The following is a 25,387-nucleotide window of genomic DNA, read 5'->3' as shown; positions in this document are numbered from 1 at the left end:
TTATACATATAAAATTATTTCACAGCCAACCGGCTAACTTAATTATATCAATGCTATTAGCATGATTATCTTTTCCTAAATAAAGGTTACACTCATGGAGTGTAGCTAAAGCACCAGGTAATTTATGTAGTGTAAATTTTTCATCTCCCATCATTTCATTGATAAAATATGAATCTAAATCTTTTTTAAATCGCTCGAAAAATGGTGATTCATCCTGTTTATTTCCTTGTTGTGCAAGACCTGTTCGGATAAGCTGGATGAAATCAAAATCTAAGCAATATGGTATTTTTTCCATAAACTTATCTTGTTTTTTAGCGAGTTCAAGTGAGTATGACACCAAGTTATTTACGGCTTTGTATTTTTTTTCTTTGAAGTGATACAGCCATAAGATATGTACAATCCCCCCAATATCACCAATTTTAGGATCATGCCTTAAACGATATAATGTACGAAATATTAAATGTAACGCACTAGATTTATGTACTTTTATGAGCCCTTTGTCTGTAATTGCTATATTTTCTATACTTGTAATAACTTTTTCAAACAGTACGTTATATTGTTCATCACCTGTCTCTCTGTAAATATTCAAAATTATGGACGGTACGCCACCTAACCAATGGCTGACACGCCACGAATGATGTGTAAATTTAGCAGGAAATGTTGGGATATTATTACCATCAAGTACGGTAGAAAAATCCCAATTATGATTAATTTTCATATCAAGCGTTTCATTAGGATATTTTTTTCGCAATAATTGAATAGTACCTAAAATGTATGCGGTTAAATGTGCATTAAAGTTAAAACTTTCATCACTTTGTAGTCTAGTACCATAGAGCTTAGCTCCGTTTACCATCCCAAAGAAAAGTTGCATAGCTTCTGTTGACACTTTTATCGGATAGTTCATTAAGCATAAAGAATAAATAACATCACATGCGGAGATCAATTCATTATTTTCAAGGGAAATTCCAGGTTCACCTACCCAAAAATCATAATATTTCTTATTTCTTGTTTTTAAAAAACTTAATGAGCACTTAACTACAGACTCAAAATTTTGATTACTCATTATTTATCCTTATTTAACTAATACCAAGCTTTTTATTAACAATTAGCCTAAAGGGTTTACCTAAAATGCTGTTGTAAATATTCACAAAAAGAATCATTCCATTACGAAAAACGAAATTAGTTATTCCTTTTTGGGCTAACTCTTTTGCAGCATCATTTTCCCCCCAAACAACTGAACGTAATACAGCTTTTATGACACGTACTTGTACTCTTCGTGAATTTAAATTCATATAGCTTTCAATACCATTAGCATGAACTTTAGCTAATATACTCAACTGTTCTTCCTGCGATTTAATAGCAATATCTTGGCACATAAAGAAGTACCTAGTTTGTTTTAAAAAACGTTGCGGCTTATAAGAAACGCCGTCGTATCGAATATAACGGGTATATAGAACTTCAGGAGCCGTTGCCATTTTCGAGATTTTAATCATTCGTAACCATAAATCATAATCCTGGCAGTTTATGAATTCAGCTCTATAACCACCAACTTCGTAATAGACCTCTTTACGGAACATGACTTCGCCGTGTGAAAAGACATTAGCTTTAACCAATTGCTCAAAATTTACATAGTCAGCAATTTTTTTTCTAACCCTGACAATGTCTCGATCTTCAACAAAATTTTCATAATAACAACCAACTAAACCTACATCCTTCTTATTCTCTAAGATAGCAACTTGATGTTTTAGACGATCTAAATGCGATTCATCACCAGAGCCTTGAACACAAATGTACTCTCCTTTTGATATGTTAACAGCCTCAATCATTCCTTGAACAAAGCCCTTATTATGCTCATGGTTAATAATTATTAGGCGAGGGTCATTATATTTTTTTTCTATCTCAGATAACCTAATTTCTGTGTCATCAGAGGACTTATCATTAAACACTATAAATTCAAAATTGCTATAACTTTGGTTCATTATCGAATCAATGGTTTTATCTAATGCATGTCCACGGTTGTAATAACCCGTAATTACAGTAACTTTAGGTTTTGATGTTACAAGAGTTTGTTCTTTCATATTATTTTTCCAGCGCTTGTTGTTTCTTTAAGGACACCATTAAACTCAAAAAAGCTAAAGATGCGATTAATTGCGATATTACTAATCCATATAATACAAAACTTTCAACATTCTGCTTAAAGAGAAAATAAGAGATGATAAAGTTAATAGGAATAACGAAGCTATACACATAGACACCTAACATAGGTTTTCCTTTACCTGACAGAACGCCATATGCCATTTTATTAAACGCTGCGAATGGCAACCCTATAGTTGCCACACTTAAATATACTGCCGCTGTTTTATATTTCTCACCGCTAATAAGCATGATGATATCTGTTGCAAAAAAGACGGTAGAAATTGCAATTAATATCGTCGCAATAAAAACCCCTACTATGGTTTTTAGCATTTTAATTAATTCGATATCATTTTTAGATCTTGCTGCGTGCGAAAATAAAACCAAGCCCGCTGCAGTCGCTAATTCGAGAAAAATATCATTTATTCTTAACGCAGCAAAAACCTGCCCCGCTTCGGCAGTGCTTTGCAATAAGTTGGTGATATATAGAGGTACTCTGGTATTCAATAGGATTAATGAGAGGGCTAGACAAAAAGCAAACCCAGTTTTAAATAAATAGCCCGCTTGTGCTTTTGCCTTGAGAGATAAGGTAAGATTAGTTTTAACTAATGCATAGATTGCTGAAACAAAATATCCGATCGTTAAACCATAAATAGCAACTTCTTGATATGTCCCTTCAATACCTTTTACAACAAGAATAATAATTACTAACAGTACTAATCTAGGAATAATTTCAAGCAAATTAAAAAGCTTGATTTCACCAGTACCTAAACAGATCCCTTGACGTAAAATAATAACTAAGTGACAAGACACTGCAATAATGACACAACTAAAGTTTATTGTTGAAGCAATTAAAAAACCACTCGAATATAGAGTAAACAACATAACACTAATAGAAGTAACCATAAGGACGGGATACGCAATTATCAGAGCTTTAACATTAAGCTCAAGCTCGTCTTTTTCTCCAATGTCTCTCGCGACCGAATTTCTTAGACCTAAATTACCAATAGTAGTAGCTAGAACTAAAGTAGAAATAAAAAGCCCGTATTCACCTAGCTGTGCGGGTGATAGATACCTAAGTAGCATATAAAGAGATAAGAAATTTATACCTTTTAACAATACCCGAGTACTAATTACGGACAATATATTTTTAATTAAACTATTACTTAACATTTAAATAGTTCATCTGCTTTTTCGTGTGCTTTTCTTATGCCACCCGTAGGAGATACATACCTTGCTTCACAATCCATCCAAAAACTTGTTGCTTCAAAAACCTTTGAACGAGCTAAAGCGATCAAATAAAGCACATCGTTACTACTTGCATTACCTAAATTAACAATAAAATTGGCATGTAAAGGAGATATCTGAGCATTACCTTTTTGTGTTCCTTTTAACCCAGCATTTTCGATAGCAAACCCTGGAGGTCCGACAATTTCGTACATTTTCGGATCTGAAACGAACACAGAACCACAGTTAGGTATTTTGCGAGGAAATTTCTTTCTTCTAGAGCTAAGTACTTTTCTCATACTACTTCTTACGGTTGCCACCTCAGATTTATTCAATTTTAAGGTTGCCCCTGCAATAATTTTTGTATTATCTTGAAAAGGCGAAACGCGATAAGAGAAGTATAAATCATCGGTTTTAATAGTTTCAATGCTTCCTTCCGCATCAATTAAAACAACACTTTCCAAGTTTTCACTAATCGACTGACGGTTACTACCACCGTTCATATAAATTAAACCACCTAACCGACCCGGTATTCCACAAGTATGCTCTAAACCTGTAAGTCCTTTTCGGTAACTTTTATAAGCTAATCCAGGCACCCATACACCAGCCCCACAGTATACACTTTCGTTATCAAAGGTTACTTCGCTCAGGTTATTACCTATTTTGATAATAACACCATGAAAGCCTTTGTCGTCAAATAATAAATTTGAGCAATCACCAATAATCATATTAGGAATTTCTGAGAATTGATTAAGTACTTTTCTAACATTTGCAAGTTCTTCTATTGTTCTAGGTTCAATAAAATAGTCAACATTTCCGCCAATTTTCCAATAACTTATTTTACTCAATGGAACAGAACAATTAACGTTATCAGGTGATGCCTCTAACAACGCAGTATAAAGTGGGGTTGATGTAAGCAAATTTTAGTCCTCTATAACGTCTATAACGATTCCTAAAGATTTTAATTTTTTAGCAAGGTTATTGTAACCACGAAGTGCCATTTCTACTTCGTTCACAACAGATGTACCTTCAGCACAAAGCGCGCCCATGACTAAAGCCATACTTCCTCTTAAATCAGTAGAAGTAACTTCTGCTGCTTTAAAAATACCTGGTCCTCGAGTCGTAATTTTTCCATGTTCTGTTTCAACAACAGGGGTTGTAAGCATTTTTTGTAACTCATCGGCGTATGCAATACGCTCAGGGTATCGATAATCAAAAATACGAGAATCACCTTTAGCAATAATACCGAGTAAGGTGTAAAAAGATTGCATATCAGAAATAATACCGGGGTGGGCGCCACACGCTAATTCAAAAGATTCAACTGTATTATTTTTTAAACAACTAGGTGAAAAGTAGATATCGTTTGAATTACTCATGTAATCAATACCCATTTCTTTTAAGTGTAATAATGGAACTTCCATAGCAGAAAACGGAACGTTCTCAATAACTAAGTCCCCTTTTGCCAAGACAGCATAAACTAACCAAGTTAATGCTTCTATACGGTCATACATTACACTTTTAATTACGCCTTTTAACTCAGACACTCCTTGAATTAATATATGACTACTACCGTTAACAGAAATATTCGCCCCCATACGCTGTAGAAAGTCAATTAAATCTTCTATTTCAGGTGTGATATATGCATTAATAATTTCAGTTTGACCTTCGGCAATCGTACCGCATATTAATGCGTTTTCTGTGCCTCCAACGGTAGAAATTGGAAATTTGATTTGCCCACCAATAAACTTTTTCCCTTCAACTAAAATATAGTCAGGCTTTTCTGTTACTACACAACCTAATGACTCCCATACTTTTATATGTAAGTCATATCCTCTACTGCCAATTTTACAACCTCCTGGATAAGGTATTTTGGCAAAGCCTGAACGCTTAATTTGCCCTGCTACAAGTAAGTAGGTTGTCCTTATAGGGTAATCATATATATCAAGTTCACTGCATTTAAGGTTGTTAGAGTTAATAGTTAGAGTTTCTTTATCATCATCAACCATTATCGAAGCGCCAATATTTGATAAAAAACGTATTTTATGCTGCGCATCAACTAAGTTAATTGGAAAGTTTTCTAAAATGACTTCTCCATCAGAAACACAAGCCGCAGCTAATAAACGTGTCGCTGAGTTTTTAGCACCACTGACCTTTACTCTACCTTTTGGAGTTTGTCCACCCTTTATAATTGCTTTCATATTACCTTCCGTTTAAAAAAATTTACTTACTTCGAGTTATCATTAAATATATTGCATGAGGATTAGTGGTTAAATACCTCCACCCTAATCGCTTTGGAGCTTTACAAACCCTATATAGCCACTCTAGACTTAGGTTTTGCATCCACATCGGTGCTCTAGGCGCTGTGCCTGCTAAAAATGCATATAGCCCACCACAAGTTTTGATCCAGCCTACATTTAGTTTGTCACGCATCTCAATGCACCAAAACTCTTGTTTAGGCTTACCTAACGCAACCCATAACACATCAGGCTTTAACGCGTTGATTTCATCGATGACTTCCTGTTGTTCCTCTTTTGAAAAATAACCGTTACGTCGCCCAATAATATTCAAATTTGGATATTTATCTTTCATCTTTTCGCAAGCGGCTTTGTTTTCGTCTTCACTTGCACCTAACATAAAAAAAGTAAGCCCTGCATCCTGTGCTTTACGAGCTGCATTATGAAAGAAGTCGGTAGTAGCAATTCGATCTGGTAACGGCCTCTTAGTAAAAAGCTTTGATGCAAATACTACAGATTGACCATCTGCATGAATAATATCGGCTTGTTTCATAATATTTGCAAAATTCTTGTCTGATGCGTTTAGGGAAATACCCTGGCCATTTGAGGAAAACACAACTTTAGGGGCTATTTGGCTATTTCTAGCTTTCAAGCAATCTTCTACCATCACATCGGCGAGTTCATCGCGAGTAAGGCATACAGTATCTAACCCTGCAACTTTAGTGGTTTGTATTTCAGTCACTTAGAACTCTCCCTTTGTATATTTTTGGTACCATTCAATAAAATTAGTTATACCAAGCTGTAACTCAGTTTCAGGCTTAAATTTCGTGATATTTTCTAAGTCAGTCACATCGGCATAGGTTCTCACCACATCACCGTCTTGCATCGGCATATAGTTTTTATCTGCCTTCTTACCAAGCGCATTTTCAATGCAGGTAATAAATACTTCTAGCTCTACCGGCTGGTTATTGCCAATATTGTACACTTTGTATAACGCTGAACCTTCTCGGATATTATTTGACGAATCAGCTTGCGGAATCACATTTTGAATTCTAATAACTCCTTCTACAATATCATCTATGTACGTGAAATCTCGTTGCATCTTTCCATTATTAAAAACATTAATAGAGCGATCATTTGCTATCGCATCCGTAAATAAAAATGGTGCCATATCGGGCCTCCCCCACGGGCCATACACAGTAAAAAAGCGCAAACCTGTAGTGGGAATACTATATAAATGGCTATACGTATGAGCCATTAATTCATTAGACTTTTTAGTCGCCGCGTATAAAGAAACCGGATAGTCTACTACATCATCGGTAGAGAATGGGATCTTTTTATTTGCCCCATATACTGAGCTCGAAGATGCATATACTAGGTGCTTAACGTCATTATGGCGACAGCCTTCTAATATAGTTGTAAACCCAACTATATTAGAGTCGATATACGCCATAGGATTTTCAATAGAGTAACGAACACCAGCTTGTGCCGCTAAATGAATTACACGATCAAATTTTTCTTTGGCGAATAAACTAGCTATACCTTCACGGTCAGCTAAGTCCATTTTGATAAAGGTAAAATGTTCTAAGTTTTCGATTCTCTTTAATCGAGCTAGCTTTAGCTGAGGATCGTAATAATCATTTAAGTTATCTAAACCAACAACTTCATGGCCTTCATTACATAAACGCTCAGCGACAAAGTTACCGATAAACCCTGCCGCGCCGGTGACTAAATACTTCATTAATTATTCACGCTCACATTACCTTCAACTGAAAGTGCCCGCCCTATACAGTAATAGTCAAAGCCTTTCTTTTGCATACGTTCAGGATCAAACATGTTACGACCATCAAAAACCACCGCATTACTGAGTGATTGTTTAATCAAGTCAAAATCAGGAGCTCTAAAGTTTTGCCACTCAGTACAAATTACTAACGCATCTGCATTTTGCAAGGTTGCTTCTTTAGTCCCCATCAGTGTTAGATCATCTCTATTGCCACAAATACGTTGTGTTTCTTCCATAGCTTCTGGATCATATGCTTGTACCTTTGCACCAGCTGCCCACAATGCTTGCATCAATACTAAACTTGAAGCTTCACGCATGTCATCTGTATTAGGTTTAAAAGAAAGCCCCCATAAGGCGAATGTTTTGCCTTTAATATTTTCACCGAAATGCTTAGTGATATACTCAAATAATTTATTCTTTTGACGATAATTAACCGCTTCTACAGCTTTAAGTATTTGAGAGTCGTAATCAATACCATCGGCGATTCGAACTAATGCTTGTACATCTTTAGGGAAACATGAACCACCGTAACCACAACCTGGGTATATAAACTGATAGCCAATACGTGGATCTGAGCCAATACCGTGACGAACATTTTCAATGTCAGCCCCCACACGTTCAGCAATATTAGCCATTTCATTCATAAAGCTGATTTTAGTCGCCAGCATGCAATTAGCTGCATACTTAGTTAGTTCTGCCGACTTTATATCCATAACGATGATTTTATCGTGATTACGATTAAATGGCGCGTAAAGCTCACGTAATAATTCTTCTGCACTTTCGCTATCGGTACCAATAATTATACGGTCAGGTCGTTGACAGTCAGCAACTGCAGAGCCTTCTTTTAAAAATTCTGGATTTGATGCTACTGAGCAACTTAAACTTTCTTTGCCTAAATCTGCAAGTGTTGCTAATACATGAGCCTTAACTTTATCTGCCGTGCCAACGGGTACGGTAGACTTATCAATAATTACTTTATCACTTTTCATATGTGTCGCTATTGTTTCTGCCACTTTTAACACATATTTTAAATCGGCAGAGCCATCTTCATCTGGTGGAGTACCAACAGCGATAAACTGTAACTCAGCGAAATCAACCCCAAACTCAGCATCAGTAGTAAAGGTTAATCTGCCTTCTTGATAGTTTTTTTCCACTAGCGGCGTTAAACCAGGCTCGTAAATAGGGATAATCCCATTTTTTAGATCTTCAATTTTTTTAGGGTCGATATCAACACAGCATACATCATGCCCTGCATCAGCTAATACAGTGGCTTGCACTAAGCCCACATAACCTATTCCGTAAAAAGTAACTTTCATTATTTTTCCTATAAATACTATTTTTTATAAATTTGTGTTTCTAAAAAATCTAACAACATTGTTTTTTCAGATGATTCTTTTTCAACTAGTGGCTCTAAATCATGCCTTGCGTTTAAAAAACTATATAAATCTTTCTTGGTATGAGCTATATAAACACCTTCTTTATTAGAATAAGCTTTTGCCATACCAAGTTGATGCTCACTTCTATGCTCATTTAATTCAAACTGTCTGGGCATTAAAACAACGGGTATATTAGCTTGAGCCGCAGTAATCATAGTGCCACTGCCTGCATGTCCAACGAGTAAACTTGATTCTGATACAAACTGAGCATATTTTTCAGGTGCTAAATAATCAAACACATCAAAAAGTTCAGTTTTAAAGTCACTACTTCCTATTTGAGCTACTATCTTTATATCTGGATTTTCTTTAGCCCATTCATTAATAGTATTTAACAAGCGTTCAAATGGAAATTGTGTTCCTGTCGTAACAAAAATCATTAAGTCTAAAAAACCTTACCTTTGTATATTAGCTTTTCACCATCAGCTAAATGTTCATACTGTGTCAACATTACACTAACAAATGGTTTAGCTAAATTACCGCTTAATGAAAGCCCGTCGGTATTAGCGATGCTCTCTAACCAAATAATTCTTGCTCTAAATAACTTACCTATAGCGGAGGCAACAACACCCGCTGCTGCGCCAGTTGTTATCACTACATCGGGTTTGAATTTTGCAATGATTACAAATAATTGAAATGCTGATATTAATAATGCAATTTTTTTGTTTTTATTAGCATCTTCGACAATTTCAAAATCTATACAGCCATCCTTTTGCGGCAAACCATCAATAGTAGTTACATACTTAACATGACCACGACTAAAAGCTGAAGACAATAAGATAAGTTCATTCCAATGCCCCCCTCCTGTTGCAACAGCCAATATTTTTTTCATTTACTTATACTTTCAGTGTTGATAAAAACTCTTTTAACCCAGCACCTAATTTAGGGTCTAGCAAAGAGTACTCAATATTCGCCTGTAGGTAACCTAATTTATTACCGCAGTCATGGCTTCTTCCTACTATTTTGTATGCTTCCATTTTTTCTAACAGTAATAGCTGATGCATAGCATCAGTTAACTGAATTTCGCCACCTGCACCAGGTGGAGTAAACTCTAATAAATCCCAAATTTTGCTCGATAAGACATAACGACCGGTTATAGCAAGGTTAGACGGAGCTTCATCTTGAGCTGGCTTTTCAACCATGTTGTTGATAATAGCAAATTCTGACTCATCAAACTTCACGCCATTAATATCCACAACACCGTAACTGCTTACCTCTTTCTCTGGAACTTCTTCAACCATCACTTGGCTAATTCCAGTATCATTAAAACGCTTCACCATACAGGCTAAGTTGTCCTGTTTTAAATCAGAATGATACTTATCAATCAATACGTCCGGTAATATTACCGAGAAAGGGTTATCGCCAATAATGGGTTTAGCACATAATATTGCATGACCTAAGCCTAAAGCGTTAGATTGACGAACAGAAATAACATTAGTACCTTTTGGGGTAATACTGCGAACTTCGTCAAGTAATGAGCGCTTTACTCGTTTTTCAAGTTGAGCTTCAAGTTCAAAACTTTTATCAAAGTGATTTTCAATCGCATTTTTACTTGAGTGTGTCACTAACACTATATTTTTGATACCTGCAGCGGCAGCTTCTTCTACTACATATTGAATGAGTGGTTTGTCTACTACGCTAAGCATTTCTTTAGGAATAGCTTTAGTAGCAGGCAACATACGAGTCCCTAGTCCAGCAACAGGAATCACTGCAGTGGTAATATTATTAGCTTTGATTTCTGCTTTTACATTGTCGTTCATTACTACTAATCCTTAAGTTCACCTATTTACTATGTATTAGTAATCAATACGTGACTTACATTCATGTTTAAATTCAATAAATACATTACCAATAGATAATAAAATTACCCATTGGTAATGTATTGTGTTTTATTTTTATCTTTTTTTATTAATGACTTTATAAATAACCACTGAAAGCTAACAGCTCTACCAATATTGGCAGTAAAAACAAACTGCGATAGCAATTGATTTATTCTATATCTAATTGGTTTTTTATTACCGAAAGGTTGCGTATAACGTGAGTTTAATAGTGATAAACTTAGTCTTTCACGCAGATAGCTTGGCTTAGCCTCTTCAATGAATTGCTCTCTAATATCTGTAGACATAACTTGCTGGCAATTAATTAACAACCGATGAAAAGCAACTTGTGTTCCCCACCCTTTAGCTATTTTTATAGCCTGAGAAAGTTCAATTGCGTTTTGGCTAATAAGCTCATGAGTATCTACTAAATTATATTTACAAAAATCCATATCTTTGTAAGCATGCAAAGCTTGATGCGCTAATGCATGCTCTGGCGATAACATCCGCACCTTGTCATTATTAAAATGTGGATGCGCAGTACTTGCCTGCCACAACCCTAGTTCATTAACTGTGAATAATTTAGGATAGGTTAACGACATATGTAAATCTAACGCTGCCCCTATTTTTTCTTTAGGTTTGAAAGAGAGTTCATATAAATCTCCCAAAACATCTGGTCTATCTTTTACACTGTACGACATCACTTCACTAATTAAACCAACAGCTAGTTGCCAATCAGACTCTTTTACCAATATATCAATATCTGTAGATGTTCTTGGGGCATTACTTTTATATAATGCATGATTAAAAGCGACACCTTTTAATAACATTACGCTGATATTATTTGACGTTAACACCTCAACTAATTTATTCAGCTGCTGCAACTTTGCTAATTCAGTGATTACACCTTGTTGTGTGGCTTTGTTTAACAGTTGTTGAACTTCTTCTGTCAAGTGATTAAAAACATCAATTTTTTTTGCTTTATTATTCAATAACGGAATAATTCTATGATGTATATCAGCGTATTCAGGCAATTGATTTAATACGTTAATTGCTTGCTTTAATTGAGTACGATCATAATGGGTATCATCTGTAACACGTGCTAACTTTAATAAGTCACAATACACTTTATCTTCTGATTTTTTGTACCTTGTAGACTTATTAAATAACTTCATTACTATACTTCGTTGATATTACTAGATTAACTATACTGCGTTGACTTTATTAGTTAAGTAATGACTTAACTTTCGTAGCTTAGCTTTCGTAACTTAGCTTTCACAACTTAATTAAAACTGCTTTTAATATGCGTTTTTGTCATTAAACGATCTAAATATCGTAAATAAGACAATTTTAAAATCAAACCATAATGACCATCTACGCATATATTCAATATCAAATTTAACGCGCATTTCCATTTTTTCAATAGTGTCCGTTTCACCACGCCAACCATTTATCTGCGCCCAGCCAGTAATACCAGGTTTGACTTTGTGACGAAGCATATATAAATCTACTTCTTTACGGTATTGCTCATTATGCGCTACAGCATGTGGCCTTGGACCAACTACAGACATATCGCCAGTAATCACATTAAAAAATTGAGGTAACTCATCTAATGAAGTTCGACGTAAAAAGGCACCAAATGGCGTTATACGTGCATCACCTTTTGTCGCTTGTACAACTTTGTCGCCGTTATCGGCTACTGTCATTGAGCGAAATTTCCACACTTTAATTTTTTTACCGTCTAGCCCATATCTATCTTGTTTAAATAATACAGGGCCTTTTGAAGTCAACTTTATACCCACAGCAATCACTAACATGGGTATAGCAATCAGCGAAAGAATAACGCTAGATAACACGATATCTTCAACTCGCTTCAATATGGTAGACGCGCCCTGCATTGGGTTTTCATAGATACTAACCGTTTGTATTTCACCCACGTGGTTAATTGAAGCATTAATGATACTGTGCATAAACTGATCTGGAATAAGTTCTACGTTAGCCGTCGTATCGCCTAACTGATAAAGAATTTTAGATAAACGCTCTTGTGCTATTGAAGGTAGACCAATATAAACTTTATCAAATTCATTATTTTTTGCTCGCTCTACGCCCTCATTGGTATTACCTTGAAGCCAGTTATGATAGGTAGAATCAACTCTTTCTTTATCTCTGTCTTCAAAAATCGCTGTTAATCTGAAGCCAGTTTCAGGGTGAGAAAGTATTTCTTGTACTAAATCACGTGTAGTTCTTGTTAAACCTATAATCGCAACGCTACGAGTGTTACGCCCCTTAGAACGCATTTTCATGAGGAATACAGCAAATACATATCGCCAAACAATAAGGCTAATGAAAGTAACAGAAAACCAAATAGCTATAGCAACACGAGAAAACTCTACGCTGGTTTTAGAAAAGAAGAGAAAAAGAACTACAAATAATGCGCTGATAGTCCACGTTATAAGAGTATAAAAGATTATTTCTTTAAAAGATCCTGCACGCCAAGAACGATACAAGGCAAAAGATTCTGCAACAACCAAAAAGACGAAACTAGCAATTAACGCCAACACAAAGTATTGCTGTGTATAGGTTACATTGTAAATAAACACAGCAACTAATAATATTGACTGTATTACGATAAAGTCCACCAAACGATAGAAGAATGCAAAAGTGTTGGCACTACTTTTTATTAGACCAGTACTATTAACCAAAATTAACCTTCCTTAAACCCTTCACACAGTTGTTAAGTAGTTCATAAAAAATAACTACTATTAATTACCTTATTTCCTGTAACTGTGACTTTTATTGCTTTTCTATTTGTTACAATTTTTCTAGGTGTTTATATCTTGCTTAATGTGTTCACACACATTTTGCAAATTTTCTTTACCGCTCAAGTAGCTAACGCGCTTAAATTCAATATTATTTAATAATTTAGCTAACATAACTACTCTTTCATGCTCTAGATTTAGTGCACTGTATGCACTACCTAGAATACTATTTTGCAATAATATAATTACCGCTTCTGAGGCGCTTATTTGAGTAATTTCACAAGACAATTTACTTGGTATATTGTCCTTAACTATTTCTCTTTCTTGCCTTTCAAGTAAATATATTACTTTCAACTTTTTCGCTTCTGAGCAAAAATTAAAAGTAGTATTTTCACTTTTATCTATTAGAACCGTTCTCTTGGCAAAATTTTCATGCACTTTTTCAACAGGCATGTTTATATTATCAATTAATTCATTCAAGGAGTCAGGCCACATTCTGGCTACTGGCCAACTCGGATAAACTATATACTCATTAGTGTCTTTGTCATGATGTAATGCCATCATGTCATCTGTCATCAACTCAAAACCTTGTTGACTTAACGCCGCTGTTAACGTTGTTTTTCCTGTCCTACTTGGTGCCACAAATGCAATTGCTTGATCTTTATAAGCTAAAGCATTGGCATGGATACACAGGATATTATCCAGCTCTAAATACAAAGCTACCATTAACGTTTGGAAATAATGCGCTGAATCAGTTCCTTCTTCTTGCCAATCAATCGTAATGGAATTTTCTTTTAATTTAAAAACACCGCTTCCTTGGCAGTCAACTTTTAAATAATAACTTGCTACTGTTTCAGTATTACTAGTCTCAATATCTTTAAATAAATTAATTTCACTATTATATCGCTCACCTTCATCACTAAGTGTCCATATGGGCTGCAATGTTCTTTTTAACGCTATATTTTCAAATTTAACTTCAGTGCTTTTACAACTGTTTTCATTATTTGAGGCGCAAAAAGGCTCGCATGCCAAGCCATGAAGTGGCAAAGAAAAAAGAGGGTTCATATTACTACTTAAAAATTTGGTAATCTCAAAAGGATTTTGAGATTACCAATATTGAGAATTTAGCTTAACCCTGGAACGGGTTACGCTTGGTGTGGCCACCTTGTTCATCTGGAATACTGCCAGCAAAACCTTGAGTTAGTTCAGCTAGACTACCGGCATTTTTTAATACTGGTTTTGTATATGCAGCTTTGACAGTTTTAGTATTTGATTGATTTAAAGTTTGATTAATATTCATCTGTTTACTTCCCTGAAGATTTTTTACGAAAACTTGTTAATGCAAATAAGCCTAATGCAAATGTAAATAATGTAGATGGCTCTGGAATTTCAGCGCTATCTGTATCTGTTAAAAACGAAACTGTGTTTCCTAAAGCGACACCATTTACAGATAAATCGATATTTAAAGTGCCCCACAAATCTGGTGAACTGAACTCATTATCAAAAGTTGCGATAGCATCAGAATCGTCAGCAGCAAAATCACGACCTACACCAGAGCCCGCTGTATATTCAAGAGTACTTAAAATATCAAAGTAAAATCCCTGAATACCTGCATCAACACTTAAAGCGATAATATCGTCGTCAGAAGCGATATTAGTTAAAGTCCATAGTCCGTAAAACTCACCAGTACTTGAATCATAATCACCAAAAGTATTACCATCTAGCATTAAAGACCAATTGCCATTATTAACGCCAGCTTCTGTTGCTGAAAACGCAGACCAAATCAATGTTTCTTGTATACCACCGTCAAAAGTAGCAGTAACTGTTATACCTTCCATATCAACAGACTCAACATCACTACTGATCAAGGCTGCCTGTGAAATTAAGCTAGAGGAAAGTAGTGTTAGACCTAACATCCATTTTTTTAACATTTAAATATCTCCAATAATATTTATGATGAAATTTTCTTACAGAATTTGTTTAAAGATTTAATTACAAGTCAACATGCAATAAGTAAACCACAAAATAAAAATCAAATTTTATCAATAAGTTGAATGATTTCGTAATTAAATGAAAGCTACTTAAAATATTATTTGTAAAATATGCCGACACTCATGGCGCAGATAAAAATTCACATTCAACTTTTATCTAACTAATCGCGTCATTTTAACCTATTTAACGTTACTTTTTAATGACAATTCATCAAGAATATTACAAAATGCTTATAAGACTTATAAATTACATAGTTTGTAATAAAACTAGATTTTAACTACTGGGTCAGTATGGAAAATATATTTGCAGCTATATCGTTCAACAAAAACCACAACCAGTTGATAAACAATAAGTTAATAAAAACCTCATCTAACTATCAAGTTTCATCTAGTCATGAATTTCATTGCAAAAACGTGTCTGTTCTTCTGCAAACATACAAGTCAAAAATCGATTTAATAGTCAATACATCAGAAAACCTTGAAAATACAGAAAGAAAATCAATTATCGGCAATGTTAGACTTGATAATAAAAAGGATATACAGAAGACATTTTCAAACAAGGAAGTATTAAGTAATAGGCACACTACAGACGAAGAATTATTATTTGAAACTTATTTAACGTTCGGCCCAAGTGGTTTTTCGAGAGTAAAAGGTAATTTTCAATCGATATGCTGGCATGAGGAGTCACAACATTTATGTGCAGCAATAGATCCTTTTAGTAGTCGCTCATTATTTTATCTACAACTACACGATACCTTATATATAGCTTCTGACGCTAAAGTATTGGCTCAAGTTACGAATATTACTCCAACAATTAATATAACTGCTATTAGTCAATGGCTTTCAGGTCGTCCAAACCCTGATGTTTCGATGTTTAATGAAATATCACGACTACCGTCTGGCTCTTGTTTAGAGTTTAATGAGAAGCACGACGTTATCATCTCTAAATTTTGGGATATTGATGCTAACAAGACTATTTATTACCCAAGTATTGAAGATTACAAAACCCACTTTTTCGATTTGCTACAAACCAGTGTCAGCAATAGGCTAGCTGTAAAAAATACCGACACCCCTAATGCTGTATTTTGCCAGATGAGTGGCGGAATGGACTCAACTTCGATCACTGCTATTGCAAACCAGGTATTGAAAGAAACAAAAAATAGTGAAAAGCAATTTAACTTACATACGTTGTCACATCGTTACCTCAATACACAAAGCTGTGATGAAAGTAATAATATTAATGACATGATAGAAAAGCTTGAGTTGAATCATCAACATTATATTGATTTAGACCAATTTCAAACAAGCTCGTTTGAACAGTTATATCCGACGGACTTTGATAACCCTGGTATTGTACTTTCTCCTAAATACCGCCAAGAGTTAGCATTAATGCAAAATGTGGGAGCCAATATTTTGCTTACAGGTAATGGTGGTGACGAAACGTGTTGGGGTCACAGTGCATCTTATCGCTCTCGGTTATATAAAGGTGAATTTGGCGTGGTTAATGAAGTTGTTAAGGCCTGTAAACAACTCAGTGAGCCTATTGCCCGCTCTTTATATAAATTATTTGTTCCAAATACCTTACAGAATCTGGTAAAACTCGCCAGAAATAAACCCGTTAATGAACATGAGTGCCCTCCGTGGTTATCTCCAATAGCCATTGCTCATGTAACTAAAGAAAATAAAAGCTTTAACAACCCTTATTCAGCCTATTTCAACCCTGCAAAGCATGCTAGGTATCAAGGCATCAAAACAACTTCTACCTATAATGCTATGCGTTCATATCAAAAAATAGCGAATGATTATGCCATTGATGTTCGCCACCCTTTCTTTGATACTGATATTGTTGAGTTTAGCTTTGCAATACCAGAGAAAATGCTTATCCAAGGAATTTATCCTAAATGGTTATTACGACATACAATGCAAGCGTATTTACCTGAATCTGTGTGCTGGAATAAACATAAAACCGTATTTGACCATCATTTCGCTAACTTAGTACGTAATAATCAAAAGGAATTACGCGAGCTTCTTTCTCATGAAGGTTTACAGGAGTTAGGGGTAATCGATAATAGTGTATTGTTAAAAGAATTTGATCGAGTTGTAAGCAATCCAAATGGTCACTTAAATGTTGACATGTTATATGCAATATTAACGCAACAGTGGTACCAAACTCATTGTATTAATGATTAAGCTATAGAAAAGTTTCTTAGAAGTTTATTTAAACGCGTTGAGGATATCTTGATAATTATTGGTCTCAAACTCCTTATAGGTGTTAACCACATCTTCACTATCATTGATGAGCATCCCCTGAAAAGTTAACCAAGTATGTGCCTTTAAACCGCCTTGTTCGAATTTAACTCCCAAATGCATTTTACTATTTAACTTTCTTTTTTGTAGCAGTTGTTTCTGGGTTAAACAACGACGCAAACAATTCATTTTTTTAAGATGATGCCTGCCTGCAATTTCACTAATATTTATTATTTTAGCAATATCTTTGATAACTTCATCATCAAGGTTAGGGTTATAAATAATTGGATCTGTGATATAGCTACCTAGTTTTTTTCGCCAATTACGATGCGAAGTAAAAGAAATAATATAATGCCATTTAAGAAGAACTAGCCAAGCTTCTGTAAACAGCATCATTTCATCTAGGTTAAATGTAAAAAACTTCCTTAATTTTTTCATTGTAGTTTTTTCTGAATCGATTTTAATTAATCAATTTCAGTTAATAAGCCTTGCTCCAGCATATTTGTGATTAATTCATTAAGATCAGTTACTACTTCATTTTCTTGCGCTTCATATTTTTCAAGCACCTTTTGTACTACTCTATCTACTGAATTACCCTTTTGAATAAGCTCTACCATAAACGTCCCTACAGTATCTAATGTATAGTATTGACCTGTTTCAGGCTCTAAAATAACGGTTTCTTCATCAACTTTTTGAAAAAGTACATTGTTGGCTAGTTTATAGTTTTTTGATCTCATGAGATTTTATTCCTTTGTAATGCTCTTATTTTTTAGTTTTCCGTTTTCCATAATATAAAGCTTATCTGCATATTCTATTAAGGTTTCATCGTGACTTACCATAATAACAGTTTGCTCAGCAAACAGCTTTACTAGCGTTTGTTTGAATGCATTTGTACCTTCTTTATCTATCATAGAAGTTGGCTCATCAAGTAATAGTATTGAAGGCATTGACATTAATGCTCTAGCTAACGAAATACTCTGCTTTTGACCGCCAGAAAGTAATACACCACCTTCCCCAACCTGGGTTTGATAACCATTTTCAAGGGTAGTAATAAAAGCATCTGCGCCAGCTTTAATTGCCACTTGCTCGATTTCTTCGAAGCTTGCTTGTGGGTATCCAAAAGCAATGTTGTCGGCAATGGTACCATCACATAATGCTATGCCTTGTGACACAAAACCGATTTGCTTTCGAAATTGAGACAATTGAAAACTATTTAATGATTTTCCATCAAGTGTGATTTCACCTTTCGTTGGCGAAATAAACCTCATCAATAAATGCAATACACTTGTTTTACCTGCACCATTCTTTCCAACAATTAATATGGTTTCGCCCGGCATAACTTTGAGCGATAAATCTTTTAATACATTAACACCATCATCATAACTGAATGAAACTTGATCAAAAATTAAATCTCCTGACATCGCTGTAATTGTATTTTCATTATCACCTGTATCTGTGGGCTCAGGTGAAATATTAAACACCTTGATTAACCTATGTGATGAACCTATAGCTTGCTGTACCTGACCATATAAATTAGCTAGTGTGCTCATAGGCCTGGCAAATAACATTCCGTACATTAGTAGAGTTATCACATCAGGCATAGTTAACTCTCCTGATTGATAATGCATAGCACTGACTACTACTACAACTAAAACACCAGTTGATACTAAAAGCTGTAGAACCGGAGATAAAATTGCTTGTACTTTAAGCTGCTTCTTTCTTAGTTTCTGAATTTTATGTGCGTTTGCCTTATAACGATTAGATTCTGTTTTTTCCCTAGCAAAAGCTTTAACTAACTTTATCGTTCCAAAATTTTCACTAGCAATAGCAATAGAGTCTGCTTGTTGCTGAACAAGGTTTTCACTGATTGGCCTAATACTACGTCCTAGTAGCTTTAAAATAATAAAGAATGCCGGCACCATGAATACAATCATTAAAGTGATGGTCATACTAATTGACGACATCATTACAAGTGCGCCACAAAGGATTAAAATGCTTGGTACTATGCCTGTTAAAATTCCAGATAAGAAATAACTAATGATGCTGACATCGTTACTCAATAGCGCTAACGTTTCACCTTTTTTAGTCGTATTAAAATATTTTACAGGTAGTAACTGTATGTGATCATATAAACGACAGCTTAATTCAGTTAAGACTTGAGCACCTATATAATTCACTCTATAAGTTGATAAAAAACGCAGTAGTGCCTGTAACGCAAATAAAGAAAGCCAAATTAAAATAATTTGGCTGTAGCTCATATCAAAAAATTGCTCTTTATTTAAGATAGACTCTGAAAACTGACCAGCGAACCATGGAATAGATAGACTAACAGCACTCTCTAAAACCATTAGGCTAATAGCTAGTGTGAGTTCTCTTTTATAATATCTAAGTAGGGAAAAAAAGCGTAAAAACGTCATTGTTCACTTTATGTTGTCACTAAGAATAGCTTTTAGTGACTATTCTTATTTTGATGATAATCCTTATCGTTATATTAAACATTTTTATAGGATAATCCTATATAAAACACTTAATGATTTATATTGTAATCAGTTAAAACTGGTCTAGATTCATTATGCTTTCCATTAACTTTGTTGTGATTAAACAAATTCAAGCAGAAGTATTCGTGATTTAAGAGCACTGTATTTAAAATATGCAGTGGACGCTCTAAACAAAAAAGCCTGAATAAACTAAATTATTCAGGCTTTTTTTATCGTCTTTCTTTATAAAAAAGTAACTAGAAGATTATTGCTTCTTAGCTAATTTTTCCTTAATTCTCGCTGACTTACCTGAACGCTCACGTAAGTAGTAAAGTTTAGATTGACGAACATCACCGCGACGTTTCACTTCGATAGAATCAACTAACGGGCTATGTGTCTGGAATACACGCTCAACACCAACACCGTTCGAAATTTTACGAACAGTGAAAGCTGAATGTAAGCCACGATTTTTAACAGCAATAACAACACCTTCAAAGGCTTGAAGACGTGATTTATCACCTTCTGTAACTTTTACTTGTACTACAACAGTATCACCTGCTGCATATTCTGGTAGATCTTTCTTTAATTGCTCTTGCTCGAGCATATCAATAATTTTACTCATAATACCTTCTTCCTAGTGTTCACAGTCTAAGTGGATTTCGCTTGCTTCTTTATGGAAGCTAACATTTTCTCCTGCTCATCTGTCAGAGCTAGGTTAGTTAATAGTTCTGGTCTTCTAGTCCAAGTTCTCAATAGAGACTGTTCTTGGCGCCATGCGCGTATATGTTCGTGATTACCGCTAAGTAACACTTTAGGTACTGACATTTCATCCCCGTTTGAGGTAGTCAACACTTCTGGCCTAGTATAATGAGGACAGTCTAATAAACCATTTGAGAAGGAATCCTGCTCTGCTGATTCTTTATGTCCTAATACACCCGGCACTAATCGTGCTACAGCATCTATTACATTCATTGCAGGGAGTTCACCACCACTTAAAATGTAATCGCCAACCGACCATTCTTCGTCAATATCTGACGCGAGTAATCGCTCGTCTATGCCTTCATAACGTCCTGCTATAAATATCAGGCAGTTATCTTGCGCTAATTCACTTACACCCACTTGGTCCAACTTTCGTCCCTGTGGCGACAAATAAATAACTCGAGCTTTTTTACCATCAGCTTCAGCCGCTTTTCGCGCTGCAGTGATAGCGTCCCGTAATGGTTGTACCATCATCAACATACCTGGACCACCGCCATAAGGACGATCATCAACAGTACGATGTCGATCATGAGTAAAGTCTCTTGGGTTCCATTTATGAAACTCAATCAACCCACCTCGGATTGCTCTACCTGTCACCCCATATTCAGTTATAGCGTCAAACATTTCGGGAAAAAGGCTAATTACCCCTATCCACATTTTGCTTTTTTCTTTCTGTGTAGTATTAATACCAGATTGAACGCTAGTCACAAGTTAAAAACCTGGGTCCCAGTCAACACAAATTTGTTTATTTTCAATGCTTACCGATTCAACCACTTCACCAGAAAGATAAGGAATTAACCGCTCTTTCTTATTAAAGCCATCGTTAAGGTTTGCTTTTACAACCAGTACATCGTTAGCGCCTGTTTCCATCATATCGGAAACAACCCCGAGGTTATAACCTTGGGTAGTAACAACTGTCATGCCAATTAAATCTCGCCAGTAGAATTCACCTTCAGGTAAATCAGGTAACGAGCTTTCATTAGTTAATATTTCTGAGCCGACAAATGCTTGCGCATCATCTCTGTCATCAATATGACCAACTTTAACAATCAAGCCCTTGTTATGCTTGCGCCAATCAGTAATTTCTACTGTTTGTATGTTATTCCCTAATTTTAATGACCAAGGGAAATAGTCAAGTATGGCATCGGGGTCGTCTGTAAATGAATGAATTTTCAACCAACCTTTGATGCCGTAAACAGAGCCTACTTTACCTAAGATGATTTGTTTTTCTTTATCCACAATGACCTCTACTACCTACTAAGTTATCAAAGATCGATTAAGCAGCTGCTTGAGCGTCTTTCACTAACTTAGCCACACGATCAGATACACCAGCACCTTGACCAACCCAGTGGTTGATACGATCTAAGTCTAAGCGTAATTTTTCCGCTTGACCTTGTGCTGTAGGGTTGAAGAAACCAACTTTCTCGATGAAACGACCATCGCGAGAGTTACGGCTATCTGCAACAACAACCTGATAGAATGGACGCTTCTTAGCGCCACCACGAGCTAAACGAATGGTAACCATATCGTCCTCTTATATTTTAGTGTTAAAACGAATTTTCCAGACACTTCCTGTCGCTAGGGACAGAAAAGCTCGCGTATTCTACGCCTTTAATGAAAAAATGCAAGTGTTGTTTGCCTTCAACCTAGATATAATTTTGCACAAAAAAAGCCCAACATTATTTATTGTTGAGCTTTAAATAAATTATTGTGTATTAACGAAGTGAGTAGCAGTGTCTAACGACCAAACATTCCACCGCCACCGCCCATGCCACCCATACCGCCAGGTGGCATCATACCTTGCATGCTGCGCATCATTTTTTTCATGCCGCCTTTGCCAGACATTTTCTTCATCATTTTTTGCATTTGGGTAAATTGCTTAAGCAACTTATTTACATCTTGAATTTGTGTTCCTGAACCTGCTGCAATACGGCGTTTTCGTGAGCCTTTTATAATATCTGGGCGCTCTCGCTCACCTGGTGTCATTGAGTTAATGATAGCTTCCATTCTGATGGTAAGTTTATCATCCATTTGATCTTTGATTTTATCTGACATATTGCCCATACCTGGCAACTTATCCATCATGCCCATCATGCCGCCCATGTTTTTCATTTGCACCAGTTGGTCACGAAAATCTTCTAAGGTAAAACCTTTACCACTTTTAACTTTTTTGGCTAATTTTTCAGCTTGTTTTCTATCAACCTTTTGTTCAACTTCTTCAATCAGAGAGAGAACATCGCCCATGCCTAATATACGTGAGGCAATTCGGTCTGGATGAAATGGCTCTAACGCTTCAATTTTTTCACCAACACCCATGAATTTAATAGGCTTGCCAGTAATATGACGAATCGATAATGCGGCACCACCACGGGCATCACCATCTGTTTTAGTTAAAATAACACCGGTTAGTGGTAACGCATCGTTGAAAGCTTTTGCTGTGTTGGCAGCATCTTGACCTGTCATGGCGTCAACGGTAAATAAAGTCTCAACTGGGTTAATTGCAGCATGTAGATCTTTGATTTCATCCATCATGCTATCATCAACGTGCAAGCGACCTGCCGTATCAACAATAACTACATCAAAAAAGTTTTTCTTAGCATGATCTATAGCAGCATTCGCTATATCAATTGGCTTTTGATTTATATCACTTGGAAAAAAGCCAACTTCAATTTCATTAGCTAGTGTTTCAAGCTGTTTAATTGCCGCAGGACGATATACATCAGCACTAACAACAAGTACTTTTTTCTTTTCACGCTGTGTTAAAAATTTAGCTAATTTAGCAACAGAGGTTGTTTTACCAGCACCTTGTAAACCCGCCATTAACACAATAGCAGGTGGAGCTGCTTTAAGATCTAGGGTTTCGTTGATGCCACCCATAGCTGCTTCAAGCTCTTTTTGAACTATTTTGACAAAGACTTGCCCTGGGGTGAGACTTTTTGAAACATCAGTACCAATTGCTTGCTCTTTTACTTTAGCAACAAATTCACGAATAACCGGTAAAGCTACGTCAGCTTCCAGTAAAGCCATGCGTACTTCACGTAAGGTATCTTTAATATTGTCTTCAGTTAAGCGACCTCGGCCACTGATATTTTTAAGGGTTTTGCCTAAACGTTCGGAAAGATTATCAAACATGAATAACTCTAAATAGCGCTGAATATAGCGTAAAATTGTCAAAATTAATGCCGCTATTATACCTGTGATAGCACTATTGTCGAGATAGGATAATATGCACATAACATTTTATATAAGATCCCCCCGTTTCGCGAAAAACCATGATATGATGAATGTGTTAGTTTTCTTATATATTTGATAGGCTGTAATGTGGATCAATTAACCTATTTCATTAGTAATTTTATAGACTTAAGTGCTGAAGCTAGTCCGTGGTTATTATTAGGCTTAGTGATAGCCGGTTTAATGAAAGCTTGGGTACCCAGTAAAATATTAAGCCAGCACTTAGGTAAAGGTAAATCAGCGGTTGTGAAAGCCGCACTGATTGGTGCGCCATTACCACTGTGTTCCTGTGGTGTTATCCCTGTCGCCACTGAGTTAAAACGCAGTGGCGCTTCAGCCCCCGCTACCGCATCTTTTTTAGTCGCAACGCCAGAAACTGGGGTAGATTCAGTGTCTGTATCTTATGCACTACTTGGGCCCGTGATTGCCATTTACCGCCCTTTTGCTGCCATTATGTCGGCCATCATTACGGGACTTTTTGTTAGCACCATAAAAGATAAGAACACGCCACAGACCACCAAACCAAAAACAACTGGTAATCATTGCTGTGCTAGTGATACCGCTAAGCCAACTCCTCAGCCTGAAACGTCTAGCTCATGTTGCAGTAGTTCTAAAGTTGAAGATATAAAACCTGAAGTAAGTTCATGTTGTTCGGTATCAGGCAGTGCAACAGCTGAAACTTTGCCAACACCCCCATCGTTTATACAAACATTTTTTGATAAAACTAAAGCTGGAATCCATTACGCTGCAACAAAATTAATTGACGATATCATTGTTTGGCTAGCAATCGGCCTTGTATTTGCTGCCATTATTCGTACTTTTTTACCTGAAGAGTTTTTATTAAGTTATGGCAGTGGTTTACCTGCCATGTTGTTAATGATTGCCATTTCTATACCTATGTATATTTGCGCTACAGCGTCTACCCCCATTGCAGCTGGCTTTATCATGGCAGGATTATCTCCAGGTACTGCTCTTGTCTTTATGATGGCAGGTCCTGCGACAAATTTTTCAACGTTAGGCGTTATAAAAAATGAAATGGGCGGTGCGGTACTAACCCATTACCTATTAGGAGTAGCTATTTCTGCTATAGGTTTTGCAACCTTACTAGATTTTGGTTTAAATTTTTATCAAATAGATATTGCTCACCAAATGCAACATGCTCATGAAATACTGCCATACTGGTTTGGTGTTTTATGCTCTGCCATCATTGTTTTATTGGCCATAAAGCCGCTTAGGAAGTTAGTGCTTTAATCTAAATCAATCAATAGTATATTTGTCATGGTAGTTAGTGTTTGA

The 25,387-nt window shown here is 35.8% G+C and carries 26 protein-coding genes; 2 read left to right on the top strand and 24 right to left on the bottom strand.

Translation table 11 applies throughout. The features are described from left to right. Positions 1-19: 19 nt before the first annotated feature. From AC27GZ_RS06300 to AC27GZ_RS06225, 16 genes are all read right to left on the bottom strand, one after another. The gene (locus AC27GZ_RS06300; protein WP_487094054.1) at positions 20-1,063 is read right to left on the bottom strand and encodes a hypothetical protein; all 1,044 of its coding nucleotides are present in this window, start codon (positions 1,061-1,063) and stop codon (positions 20-22) included. 13 nt (positions 1,064-1,076) lie between these two features. Beyond that, positions 1,077-2,078 (bottom strand): glycosyltransferase, encoded by a 1,002-nt coding sequence (locus tag AC27GZ_RS06295; RefSeq protein WP_487094053.1) that lies wholly within the window; start codon positions 2,076-2,078, stop codon positions 1,077-1,079. A 1-nt stretch (position 2,079) separates the two neighbouring features. Further along, positions 2,080-3,306: a lipopolysaccharide biosynthesis protein gene (locus AC27GZ_RS06290; RefSeq protein ID WP_487094052.1), complete on the bottom strand. Its 1,227-nt coding sequence runs from the start codon at positions 3,304-3,306 to the stop codon at positions 2,080-2,082. Next, entirely contained in the window at positions 3,300-4,280 is a 981-nt protein-coding gene (gene murB / locus AC27GZ_RS06285) for a UDP-N-acetylmuramate dehydrogenase (protein ID WP_487094051.1), read from the bottom strand. Before murB ends, AC27GZ_RS06290 begins: the two co-directional genes overlap by 7 nt. 3 nt (positions 4,281-4,283) lie before the next feature. Next, entirely contained in the window at positions 4,284-5,558 is a 1,275-nt protein-coding gene (locus tag AC27GZ_RS06280; RefSeq protein WP_487094050.1) for a UDP-N-acetylglucosamine 1-carboxyvinyltransferase, read from the bottom strand. A gap of 22 nt (positions 5,559-5,580) precedes the next feature. Further along, entirely contained in the window at positions 5,581-6,336 is a 756-nt protein-coding gene (locus tag AC27GZ_RS06275; RefSeq protein WP_487094049.1) for a WecB/TagA/CpsF family glycosyltransferase, read from the bottom strand. Then, positions 6,337-7,335 carry an NAD-dependent epimerase gene (locus tag AC27GZ_RS06270; RefSeq protein WP_487094048.1) on the bottom strand — a complete coding sequence of 333 codons (999 nt, stop codon included), beginning with the start codon at positions 7,333-7,335 and terminating at the stop codon, positions 6,337-6,339. It abuts the gene before it with no gap. Continuing rightward, positions 7,335-8,693 (bottom strand): UDP-glucose dehydrogenase family protein, encoded by a 1,359-nt coding sequence (locus tag AC27GZ_RS06265; protein ID WP_487094047.1) that lies wholly within the window; start codon positions 8,691-8,693, stop codon positions 7,335-7,337. Before AC27GZ_RS06265 ends, AC27GZ_RS06270 begins: the two co-directional genes overlap by 1 nt. Before the next feature lie 17 nt (positions 8,694-8,710). Next, complete coding sequence (locus tag AC27GZ_RS06260; RefSeq protein ID WP_487094046.1) at positions 8,711-9,190, bottom strand: glycosyltransferase; 480 nt, start codon at positions 9,188-9,190, stop codon at positions 8,711-8,713. A 5-nt stretch (positions 9,191-9,195) separates the two neighbouring features. Further along, positions 9,196-9,642, bottom strand: a complete 447-nt coding sequence (locus AC27GZ_RS06255) for a hypothetical protein (RefSeq protein ID WP_487094045.1) — start codon at positions 9,640-9,642, stop codon at positions 9,196-9,198. Between the two features lie 4 nt (positions 9,643-9,646). Beyond that, positions 9,647-10,570 (bottom strand): UTP--glucose-1-phosphate uridylyltransferase GalU, encoded by a 924-nt coding sequence (gene galU / locus AC27GZ_RS06250; protein ID WP_487094044.1) that lies wholly within the window; start codon positions 10,568-10,570, stop codon positions 9,647-9,649. A gap of 104 nt (positions 10,571-10,674) precedes the next feature. Next, the gene (locus AC27GZ_RS06245; protein WP_487094043.1) at positions 10,675-11,802 is read right to left on the bottom strand and encodes a nucleotidyltransferase family protein; all 1,128 of its coding nucleotides are present in this window, start codon (positions 11,800-11,802) and stop codon (positions 10,675-10,677) included. A gap of 123 nt (positions 11,803-11,925) precedes the next feature. After that, entirely contained in the window at positions 11,926-13,332 is a 1,407-nt protein-coding gene (locus AC27GZ_RS06240; RefSeq protein ID WP_487094532.1) for an undecaprenyl-phosphate glucose phosphotransferase, read from the bottom strand. 117 nt (positions 13,333-13,449) lie between these two features. Then, positions 13,450-14,451 (bottom strand): hypothetical protein, encoded by a 1,002-nt coding sequence (locus AC27GZ_RS06235; protein WP_487094042.1) that lies wholly within the window; start codon positions 14,449-14,451, stop codon positions 13,450-13,452. A gap of 64 nt (positions 14,452-14,515) precedes the next feature. Next, complete coding sequence (locus tag AC27GZ_RS06230; RefSeq protein WP_487094041.1) at positions 14,516-14,686, bottom strand: lasso RiPP family leader peptide-containing protein; 171 nt, start codon at positions 14,684-14,686, stop codon at positions 14,516-14,518. Positions 14,687-14,690: 4 nt separating this feature from the next. Next, a complete protein-coding gene (locus AC27GZ_RS06225; RefSeq protein WP_487094040.1) occupies positions 14,691-15,317 on the bottom strand; it encodes a PEP-CTERM sorting domain-containing protein in 627 nt (208 codons plus the stop codon). Positions 15,318-15,668: 351 nt separating this feature from the next. Between AC27GZ_RS06225 and AC27GZ_RS06220 the strand changes: the two genes are divergently transcribed. Continuing rightward, positions 15,669-17,567 carry an asparagine synthase-related protein gene (locus tag AC27GZ_RS06220; protein ID WP_487094039.1) on the top strand — a complete coding sequence of 633 codons (1,899 nt, stop codon included), beginning with the start codon at positions 15,669-15,671 and terminating at the stop codon, positions 17,565-17,567. 24 nt (positions 17,568-17,591) lie between these two features. Here AC27GZ_RS06220 and AC27GZ_RS06215 read toward each other — a convergent pair whose 3' ends face one another. From AC27GZ_RS06215 to ffh, 8 genes are all read right to left on the bottom strand, one after another. Then, complete coding sequence (locus AC27GZ_RS06215; protein ID WP_487094038.1) at positions 17,592-18,062, bottom strand: lasso peptide biosynthesis B2 protein; 471 nt, start codon at positions 18,060-18,062, stop codon at positions 17,592-17,594. A 26-nt stretch (positions 18,063-18,088) separates the two neighbouring features. Further along, positions 18,089-18,361, bottom strand: a complete 273-nt coding sequence (locus tag AC27GZ_RS06210; RefSeq protein WP_487094037.1) for a PqqD family protein — start codon at positions 18,359-18,361, stop codon at positions 18,089-18,091. A 6-nt stretch (positions 18,362-18,367) separates the two neighbouring features. After that, complete coding sequence (locus AC27GZ_RS06205; protein WP_487094036.1) at positions 18,368-20,041, bottom strand: ABC transporter ATP-binding protein; 1,674 nt, start codon at positions 20,039-20,041, stop codon at positions 18,368-18,370. A gap of 325 nt (positions 20,042-20,366) precedes the next feature. Further along, entirely contained in the window at positions 20,367-20,723 is a 357-nt protein-coding gene (gene rplS, locus AC27GZ_RS06200) for a 50S ribosomal protein L19 (protein ID WP_487094035.1), read from the bottom strand. Positions 20,724-20,749: 26 nt separating this feature from the next. Beyond that, on the bottom strand, positions 20,750-21,517 hold the full coding sequence (trmD, locus tag AC27GZ_RS06195) for a tRNA (guanosine(37)-N1)-methyltransferase TrmD (RefSeq protein ID WP_487094531.1): 768 nt from the start codon (positions 21,515-21,517) through the stop codon (positions 20,750-20,752). 54 nt (positions 21,518-21,571) lie between these two features. Further along, a complete protein-coding gene (gene rimM, locus AC27GZ_RS06190) occupies positions 21,572-22,099 on the bottom strand; it encodes a ribosome maturation factor RimM (protein WP_487094034.1) in 528 nt (175 codons plus the stop codon). A 37-nt stretch (positions 22,100-22,136) separates the two neighbouring features. After that, positions 22,137-22,385 (bottom strand): 30S ribosomal protein S16, encoded by a 249-nt coding sequence (rpsP, locus tag AC27GZ_RS06185; RefSeq protein ID WP_118960885.1) that lies wholly within the window; start codon positions 22,383-22,385, stop codon positions 22,137-22,139. Between the two features lie 212 nt (positions 22,386-22,597). Continuing rightward, positions 22,598-23,992, bottom strand: coding sequence for a signal recognition particle protein (gene ffh / locus AC27GZ_RS06180; protein ID WP_487094033.1), 1,395 nt, complete (start codon positions 23,990-23,992; stop codon positions 22,598-22,600). A 189-nt stretch (positions 23,993-24,181) separates the two neighbouring features. Here ffh and AC27GZ_RS06175 point away from each other — a divergent pair, with 189 nt between their 5' ends. Beyond that, the gene (locus AC27GZ_RS06175; RefSeq protein WP_487094032.1) at positions 24,182-25,342 is read left to right on the top strand and encodes an SO_0444 family Cu/Zn efflux transporter; all 1,161 of its coding nucleotides are present in this window, start codon (positions 24,182-24,184) and stop codon (positions 25,340-25,342) included. The last annotated feature ends 45 nt before the right edge of the window (positions 25,343-25,387 follow it).

The organism is Colwellia sp. SU-HH00943, from assembly GCF_057546125.1.
Note: the sequence above shows the minus strand (reverse complement) of the source record. Positions and strands in the feature narration are given on the sequence as shown.

Coding starts and splice junctions, on each gene's coding strand:
- AC27GZ_RS06300 (WP_487094054.1), bottom strand. CDS start 1,063: ATGAGTAATCAAAATTTTGAGTCTGTAGTTAAGTGCTCATTAAGTTTT.
- AC27GZ_RS06295 (WP_487094053.1), bottom strand. CDS start 2,078: ATGAAAGAACAAACTCTTGTAACATCAAAACCTAAAGTTACTGTAATT.
- AC27GZ_RS06290 (WP_487094052.1), bottom strand. CDS start 3,306: ATGTTAAGTAATAGTTTAATTAAAAATATATTGTCCGTAATTAGTACT.
- AC27GZ_RS06280 (WP_487094050.1), bottom strand. CDS start 5,558: ATGAAAGCAATTATAAAGGGTGGACAAACTCCAAAAGGTAGAGTAAAG.
- AC27GZ_RS06270 (WP_487094048.1), bottom strand. CDS start 7,335: ATGAAGTATTTAGTCACCGGCGCGGCAGGGTTTATCGGTAACTTTGTC.
- AC27GZ_RS06265 (WP_487094047.1), bottom strand. CDS start 8,693: ATGAAAGTTACTTTTTACGGAATAGGTTATGTGGGCTTAGTGCAAGCC.
- AC27GZ_RS06260 (WP_487094046.1), bottom strand. CDS start 9,190: ATGATTTTTGTTACGACAGGAACACAATTTCCATTTGAACGCTTGTTA.
- AC27GZ_RS06255 (WP_487094045.1), bottom strand. CDS start 9,642: ATGAAAAAAATATTGGCTGTTGCAACAGGAGGGGGGCATTGGAATGAA.
- galU (WP_487094044.1), bottom strand. CDS start 10,570: ATGAACGACAATGTAAAAGCAGAAATCAAAGCTAATAATATTACCACT.
- AC27GZ_RS06245 (WP_487094043.1), bottom strand. CDS start 11,802: ATGAAGTTATTTAATAAGTCTACAAGGTACAAAAAATCAGAAGATAAA.
- AC27GZ_RS06235 (WP_487094042.1), bottom strand. CDS start 14,451: ATGAACCCTCTTTTTTCTTTGCCACTTCATGGCTTGGCATGCGAGCCT.
- AC27GZ_RS06230 (WP_487094041.1), bottom strand. CDS start 14,686: ATGAATATTAATCAAACTTTAAATCAATCAAATACTAAAACTGTCAAA.
- AC27GZ_RS06225 (WP_487094040.1), bottom strand. CDS start 15,317: ATGTTAAAAAAATGGATGTTAGGTCTAACACTACTTTCCTCTAGCTTA.
- AC27GZ_RS06220 (WP_487094039.1), top strand. CDS start 15,669: ATGGAAAATATATTTGCAGCTATATCGTTCAACAAAAACCACAACCAG.
- AC27GZ_RS06215 (WP_487094038.1), bottom strand. CDS start 18,062: ATGAAAAAATTAAGGAAGTTTTTTACATTTAACCTAGATGAAATGATG.
- AC27GZ_RS06210 (WP_487094037.1), bottom strand. CDS start 18,361: ATGAGATCAAAAAACTATAAACTAGCCAACAATGTACTTTTTCAAAAA.
- AC27GZ_RS06205 (WP_487094036.1), bottom strand. CDS start 20,041: ATGACGTTTTTACGCTTTTTTTCCCTACTTAGATATTATAAAAGAGAA.
- rplS (WP_487094035.1), bottom strand. CDS start 20,723: ATGAGTAAAATTATTGATATGCTCGAGCAAGAGCAATTAAAGAAAGAT.
- trmD (WP_487094531.1), bottom strand. CDS start 21,517: ATGTGGATAGGGGTAATTAGCCTTTTTCCCGAAATGTTTGACGCTATA.
- rpsP (WP_118960885.1), bottom strand. CDS start 22,385: ATGGTTACCATTCGTTTAGCTCGTGGTGGCGCTAAGAAGCGTCCATTC.
- ffh (WP_487094033.1), bottom strand. CDS start 23,992: ATGTTTGATAATCTTTCCGAACGTTTAGGCAAAACCCTTAAAAATATC.